The sequence below is a fragment of the Staphylococcus sp. HMSC057A08 genome, assembly GCF_001812925.1.
In the GTDB taxonomy this organism is placed as follows: Bacteria; Bacillota; Bacilli; order Staphylococcales; family Staphylococcaceae; genus Staphylococcus; species Staphylococcus hominis.
Window position 1 is genome coordinate 1 of sequence record NZ_KV810851.1, and the last position, 7,495, is coordinate 7,495.

A 7,495-nucleotide genomic window follows, 5' to 3' on the forward strand; every position below is an offset into this window, starting at 1 on the left:
TTCTGTTGGGTTATTGAACACTAAAATATGTATACTAGCTATATATCTAGATATAAAAAGAGAGTGTACAGAAAATGGTTATTTTCTGTACACTCTCTTTTTATATTATATATCTACACTTATATTTTTTTTCGAACAACAAAGAAACACAAGTAACTATTGGTCTGAGTCTCACACTATTTTTATTAAGGCAATCGTTTATGTCGTAATTATGATGAAGTGATTAAAACAGCTAATTATTTAAATGGGAAAGAATATTAATGTATTTTAAACTTCCTTCTTGGGCTATTGTTTTGATTGGTATTATTTTAGGTATTCTATTTTATTAATATAAATAATAATTAAAATACTCATACTCTATATACATTCCCCTTATTTAACAACTAAGGGGAGTGTATTATTTATCTAAATGTCTGTATAATGTGGCTCTACTTATATTGGTTTTTTCTTTTATCTCATCTAATGTATATTTCTTACTCATATACATTTCTATAGCATCTCTTAAATTTTTATCATCACGTTTAGGTCTACCAAGACGTTTACCTTCTCTTGTATAATTCTCTAACCCCATACGTGTTCTAAATTTTACAATGTCGCTTTGAAAATCAGTAATCTCATGTAATGTTTTTATAAAATTTTCATTGGTATCTGCAATGAGATTTTTATTTAAATTAATTATATATAGTGAAATTCCTTTGGCAGAAAGTAAATCTAGTATATCTACTAAGTGTTTTGTAGAATCTGCAATAATACACAAATCTGTAATATACAATGTATCACCAAAAACTAATTTTGAATTTAATAATGTATTTAGTTCGTTTCTTTTTTTATTATTAGCATGCGTCTCTTTTAGAATATTTTTTGTATATATTTCTATTTTCTTTGCTTGTTCAGTAACAGTGTCATTTATTGTTACAGGTCTAATGTAGCCGTATTTCATTTTATTACACCACCTTACATAAAAAAGTATAACACATAGTTTCATTAAGGGGTATACATATGAAACTTTTATGTTATACTTTACAGTATAATTAATATAAAGGAGAGAAAGCGATGGTTGAAAAATTAAAATCTGAATGGTTCAATCAGCCTAGAAAGAATATACTTGCTGGGATCGTTGTAGCACTAGCATTAATACCAGAAGCAATTGCGTTTTCAATTATTGCTGGTGTGGATCCGATGGTGGGATTGTATGCAGCATTTATCATTGCTACTGTTACTGCCATAGTGGGTGGTAGACCTGCAATGATTTCTGGCGCCACCGGGGCTGTGGCGCTTTTAGTCACACCTTTAGTTAAAGAACATGGTGTTGAATATCTTTTTGCTGCTACGATATTGATGGGGTTAATACAATTACTTTTAGGAATACTTAAAGTCGGTCGTTTAATGAAATTTATTCCCCGTCCAGTTATGATTGGATTTGTTAATGCATTGGGTATTATGATTTTTATGTCTCAAATAGAGCATATTTTTAATATATCTATAGCAACTTATATATACGTTATTATAACTTTACTAATTGTATATGTTATTCCTAGATTTTATAAAGCTATACCTGCCCCATTAATAGCTATAATTGTTTTAACAGCATTGTATATGTATACAGGATCTGACGTAAGAACTGTAGGTGATTTAGGTAATATTAAGCAAACTTTGCCTCATTTCTTAATCCCTAACATTCCTTTTAATTTAGAAACACTTCAAATTATTTTCCCATATTCATTATCAATGGCTATTGTGGGTCTAGTAGAAAGCCTACTTACAGCTAAAATTGTAGATGATGCAACTGATACACACAGTAGTAAAAACAAAGAATCAAGAGGTCAAGGGATTGCTAATATTATTACTGGTTTCTTTGGCGGTATGGGAGGTTGTGCCATGATTGGACAATCAGTAATCAATGTTAAGTCAGGTGCAAATAGTAGATTGTCTACATTTACAGCAGGTATTGTACTTATGTTTATGATTATTGTTCTCGGTGGTGTAGTCGTTCAAATCCCGATGCCAATTCTTGCAGGGATAATGGTTATGGTTTCTATCGGGACTGTTGATTGGAATTCATTTAAGTATATAAAAAAAGCACCTAAAACAGATGCATTCGTTATGGTTTTAACGGTTATTATTGTATTAATAACACATAACTTAGCTATCGGTGTAGTTGTAGGTGTTGTTTTCAGTGCTATATTCTTTGCGACTAAAATTTCTAAAGTTGAAGTTATTTATAAAGAGTTAGGTAAGCAGCATCGTTTTTCTTTTAAAGGTCAGATATTCTTTGTATCAATTGATTCTATGATGGAGAAAATTGATTTTAATATTGAAGATAGTGTCATAGTGTTGAATTTTGATCACGCTCACCTATGGGATGATTCAGCAGTAAATGCCATTGATACGATTGTTAGGAAATTTGAAGAGAAAAACAATATTGTGTATGTTGAAAAATTAAACGCAGATAGCCGAAAAATTATTTCAGAACTAAGTTATTTAAATGAAACTCATTTAAATTAAGGAGTGTTTTTTATGTATAATTCAATTTTGCTTGCAGCAGATGGTTCAAAAAATAGTATACGTGCAGCCCAAGAGTTACTAAATTTTATAGGTGATTATACAATTGTCACAATACTTACGGTTGTAGATATTGAAGAATCAAAAACAGATGTTTTACATGATCACCAAGGAACTAATCTAACTCAAAAAAGGGAAAGTAAATTACAATCTATTAAAGATTTATTTACAGAACACAATGTGAATTACAAAATTAAAATTGTTCACGGTACTCCAACAGATAAAGTGGTTGAAGTTTCAAATAGTGGTGAATATCAAGCTATCATTTTAGGTACACGTGGCTTAAACAGTTTTCAAAAAATGGTTCTTGGTAGTGTAAGTCATAAAGTTGCTAAACGTTCTCAAATACCTGTAATTATTGTTAAATAATTAAAACTCTTCTATATTTTATAGAAGAAGTTTAATAATTTTATAAACCAAAACTGACATATATATCTATATACAAAAAAGAGAGTCCGAGAAATAAAGTTTCTGGACTCTTTATATTTATTATATAAATAATCCTAATTCATTCAGTAAAGTAATAAATGTGATAATTACAAAATCTTATATGTGTGATTAGAGTGTACTCTTATCACACTATGTATTAACTTAAAATACTCCATACTTTTTGCAATATTTCTTTATTATATGCTATGAGTCCAACTTCCCTTGAATGATTTTCCAATTCTCTGATTAAAAGATTCATATTTTCAACTCGTATTATTAATGATTGAGGAATTATTGTTATTCCTTGTTCAGCATTAACACTAGCCAGTATGGACTCTAAATCATTTTTATGTTCAAGATTCATCTTAGTTTTAGAGAGATGTTTTTGTATAAAAGATAAAGTATCACATGGTGGATTAAGAAGAAGTATCTTTTCATTTATTAAATTACTAGCAAATATACTATCGGATAGCCTTAAATCACTAGTTTTTGGAAAGACCACCATATATTTTTCACGATATAAAACTTTACTATAAAGTTGATTATTTTCTGTAGCAGTTATGTCTCCAATAACTACATCTATATCTCCATTATGTAAGTGATCAAGTAAAATTTGAGTGTTACTTTCAATTTTTATGGAGAGCCTTTGATGTATCAATGCTTCTTTTTGCTCAGTCCATTTATACAATGAAAAGCTTGGTAATAGACCAACTCTAACTGTTGCATCTCCATTTTTTGAAGTTTCTGCTTTTAATTCGTCTATATCGCTTTTTATAATCTTAACTTTACTCAAAACTAACTCACCATACTCAGTTAAAAATATGCCTCGAGAGGTTCTATAAAACAAGTCAACTTCAAAGTATTCTTCAACACGCTTAATTCTCTTACTAAGTGCTGGGGTACTGATATTAAGTAGCTTAGAAGCATGGTTAAGACTCTGATATTCAGCAACTTTTATGAAATCCTCTATGTATTCAATATTCATATATTACTCCCTCTATTAACTTTTCTTTAATACCACTCTTAATGTATTCATTATTCCATTAATTACAATATAATACTACGCTAAAATACATAAATATATTTGTTAGGAATGATTAAATTATGAAGAAAATTTGGATTTTAACATTAGGTATGTTTGCCTTAGGGATGGATACTTATATTGTAGCTGGACTATTACCTGATATAGGAAAAAGTTTTAATAAAAGTAGTGCTGAAATAGGGCAGGGCGTTACTGTTTTTACATTATTTTTTGCTTTATCAGCCCCTGTTTTTTCAACTATACTAGCTAAGTATTCTGTGAAAAAAATTCTTTTACTGGCTTTATTAACTTTTGGATTAGCTAATTTGATTACTATGCTATCTCTAAACTATTCAATATATATCTTATCCAGATGTATAGCTGGACTAGGTGCAGGATTATTCTCTCCTATGGCAGTTAGTTCGGGTGGACATTTAGTAAGTCAAAAAAATAAAGGAAAAGCATTAGCTTTTATAGTTGGAGGCATGAGTATAGGTACGGTTGTTGGGGTTCCCATAGGCTTACAATTAGCTAATTTAATTAATTGGAGGTTTGCTATAGGTATAATTGTAATTTTAAGTATAGTTGCCTTTATAAGTATATATTTTTTACTTCCTGATTTTAAAATGCCTTCAGCACCTAGCTTGAAAGAAAGATTCTCACTTTTTATAGATCCACATGTATTAAGAGTGGTCTCTGTAACTGTATGTGCAGCAATTGCAAGCTTAGGTTTATACACCTATCTTTCTCAAGTTATAAGTGAAGGTATTTCACCACACTACATTACACTTTTCTTAACTACTTGGGGAATTGGAGGATTATTAGGAAGTTTTGGAGTCGGTTTAGTCATTGATAAGTTTAAAAACACCCAAATTTTGATGCTTATCATTTTAGTCACTTTAGGGATTAGTATAGTGTTAATTCCTACACTTATTAAAATTCCTATTTTAGGACTTATACCGTTCATACTATGGGGAGCAATGGGATGGGCTACTCAAGCACCACAGCAACATATATTATTAAAAAATCATTCTGAACATGGCAGCACATCTGTGGCCTTAAATAGCTCTCTAAATTATTTAGGAAGTGCGATTGGCGCTGCATTAGGTGGTTTATTACTTGCACAAGGAGCTTCAACTAACATATTAATTTATTGTTTTTTTGCTATAGTTATTATAGGGATTATTATTCAAATAATAAATGTGTTTATCGATAGAAATAGTATAGAACTTTAAATAAATAGCATTTAATATAAAGCACCCTACTATTTGATATAGTAGAGTGCTTTTATTTGTAATAATATCTGCATGATGCAACAGAACCAAGATTTTAATAGTTTACAGATACATCATAATAAAATCTAAATTTTAAAGCTGCATCTTTTAATGATCCTTTAGCATAATAGCCTTCCTTAGTTTTACCTACACAATCGATAAGAGAATTTGAAAGCAAAGATAACATATCCTTTACTTCTTTCATTGTTATCGAGATATCTAAATTGTGAGTTTCTTGTTTTATCATAAAGTATATAACCTCAGAAGAAATAATACCTCCTGAATAATCGTCATTACTATTATCAATTAAAATTTTAATTATTAATTTAAATAAATCTTTTTGTCTATTCATAATATTATACTGTTTATTTAATACATCTAAGTTAACTATTCCTTTTTGTTGGAAGATTGGTAAATATTCTATAGCTTGTAATGGATACTTTTGATGGTTCTTTAATAAAGTTTCCAAGACATCAACATCAATTAAAGCTATACCATTACTTTCAGCTCTTTTAATAAGTCTTGATCCTACAAATGATTTACCTACTACCACTACGTATTGAGCTTTATGCTTTTCTTTATGTTCTTTTAATGTTTCGAAGTCAATTAAACTTTCTGTTATTTTTCCCTCTCTATTGGTTTTTGCGTCGATATTAACCTTATATGTAAATTTAGGTGCTGTAGGTGCTGTTAATAAAATATCAGTAGTACCCGATTTAGCTATTAATTCACTAAAAAAGCCAAGCTCTTCAAAATATTTTTGCAATACTTTTTCAAAATTAGTTGGATTACTAGAATCGATTGAACTTGTTCGTAAGTCATATAATAAATTATATATATCATTTTTTTTAGCATTTTCGTCTTTATCATTAATGATTTTTGTTGTTTCTTCAATCATATTATCGTAGTATTGATGTAATTTGTCGCATAAAAGATGACCTCTTTGGGTTAACTTGAAGGTTTTACCCATATCCTCAATGATTAAAGAAGCATTTTTCAAATAATTAATTCTTTTTCTTATTTGTTCAACCGACTCATTAGGCATATTAAATTTAGTTTTACCTACTGTTGCTATTTCTCTTACTGTCATATTCTTATCTTTAATTAAATACAATATTTCAAAAATATAGTTATAGTATCTATGTAATATAAATACTATATTAAAATCTATATTTTCAGATTTTATTAATTCCAAACCTAATTCAGATGTTTTATAAGTCTTTTCTCCTATTCTCTCTAATATATTTAAACGAATTAAAAATGTTATATACTGTCCATTAGAATTTTCACTTATATTATATGTTGAACTTAGATAATCATAAATACTATTAAAATCAGTATAATTACGAGCTAAATCTAAAGTGTCTCGTATGGTATTTGCTGCATTTTCTAATCCACCAGGAACATATCCTATATTACTTTTTCTATTTATATCACTAGACCATTTATATGTGTACGTATCATTTAAAAACTCAGGTATATAAATTTCGGTTTCAGTTTCGGTTTGATCATACTTAAATCGCAGTACTTCTGAATTTTCAATTGGGGGATGATCTTTCAGAAATTTTTCACCATGATTTGTAAGTACGTATTTTTTTTCATATCCAATATGTTCAACCATACCTAAATCCATAAACCAGTGTAGTCTATCATAGACTTGATTATTATCTTTCCACGTCATATTATATTTTTCTTTGGCATTTTCTAAAATGACATTTATTTTTTTTGGTTTTTTTATAAAATTTAGCATTTCAGATATATATTTAACTTTGGCATTTAAAATTTCAGGAAGTATGTCTCTAATGTTTTCACTATTCCACCCAGATATTTCTTCACTTATATACCATTTACTATTTTTTAATTCAACTATTCCAATTGGTCTAAGTTTAATACAGTAATGATTTAATGTATTGGAGCTTTTACTACCTTCAAATTCTAAAATATGATTATTTTCTTTACCTTCTTCTATTGCTTTGAGAATCTTGATTAAAGATTCTACATATCCATTATTATTTTGACTTCTCGGTATCCTTGGCATGGCTTGTACTTTACTATTCCATTGTCTTTTTATGATATTCAATATTATCACTCCGTTGCCTTAATATTATATTAAATATATCAAATTAAATACTTTATTACAGATGAAATTCTGATAGTTTTGCATTCCTCTACCAGCCAGTGTTATAATCTACTTAACAAAGTTATTAAG

General features: G+C 28.6%; 6 protein-coding genes. 3 read left to right on the forward strand and 3 right to left on the reverse strand.

All coding sequences use genetic code 11. The features are described 5' to 3' along the window. Positions 1 to 397 precede the first annotated feature (397 nt). Positions 398 to 940 (reverse strand): recombinase family protein, encoded by a 543-nt coding sequence (locus HMPREF2881_RS04060; protein WP_000873698.1) that lies wholly within the window; start codon positions 938 to 940, stop codon positions 398 to 400. Between the two features lie 113 nt (positions 941 to 1,053). Here HMPREF2881_RS04060 and HMPREF2881_RS04065 point away from each other — a divergent pair, with 113 nt between their 5' ends. Both HMPREF2881_RS04065 and HMPREF2881_RS04070 read left to right on the forward strand, forming a co-directional pair. Continuing rightward, positions 1,054 to 2,505, forward strand: coding sequence for a SulP family inorganic anion transporter (locus HMPREF2881_RS04065; RefSeq protein ID WP_002455808.1), 1,452 nt, complete (start codon positions 1,054 to 1,056; stop codon positions 2,503 to 2,505). 12 nt (positions 2,506 to 2,517) lie between these two features. Next, positions 2,518 to 2,931 carry a universal stress protein gene (locus HMPREF2881_RS04070; protein WP_000282781.1) on the forward strand — a complete coding sequence of 138 codons (414 nt, stop codon included), beginning with the start codon at positions 2,518 to 2,520 and terminating at the stop codon, positions 2,929 to 2,931. A 217-nt stretch (positions 2,932 to 3,148) separates the two neighbouring features. Here the strand turns inward: HMPREF2881_RS04070 and HMPREF2881_RS04075 are convergent, their stop codons facing one another. Beyond that, positions 3,149 to 3,976: a LysR family transcriptional regulator gene (locus HMPREF2881_RS04075; RefSeq protein ID WP_070436524.1), complete on the reverse strand. Its 828-nt coding sequence runs from the start codon at positions 3,974 to 3,976 to the stop codon at positions 3,149 to 3,151. A 119-nt stretch (positions 3,977 to 4,095) separates the two neighbouring features. On the opposite strand from HMPREF2881_RS04075, the gene HMPREF2881_RS04080 reads away from it, so the two are divergent. Continuing rightward, positions 4,096 to 5,247 (forward strand): MFS transporter, encoded by a 1,152-nt coding sequence (locus HMPREF2881_RS04080; RefSeq protein WP_070653664.1) that lies wholly within the window; start codon positions 4,096 to 4,098, stop codon positions 5,245 to 5,247. Between the two features lie 94 nt (positions 5,248 to 5,341). On the opposite strand, the gene HMPREF2881_RS04085 is transcribed toward HMPREF2881_RS04080, so the two are convergent. Further along, positions 5,342 to 7,366 (reverse strand): restriction endonuclease, encoded by a 2,025-nt coding sequence (locus HMPREF2881_RS04085; protein WP_070436526.1) that lies wholly within the window; start codon positions 7,364 to 7,366, stop codon positions 5,342 to 5,344. Between the last annotated feature and the right edge of the window lie 129 nt (positions 7,367 to 7,495).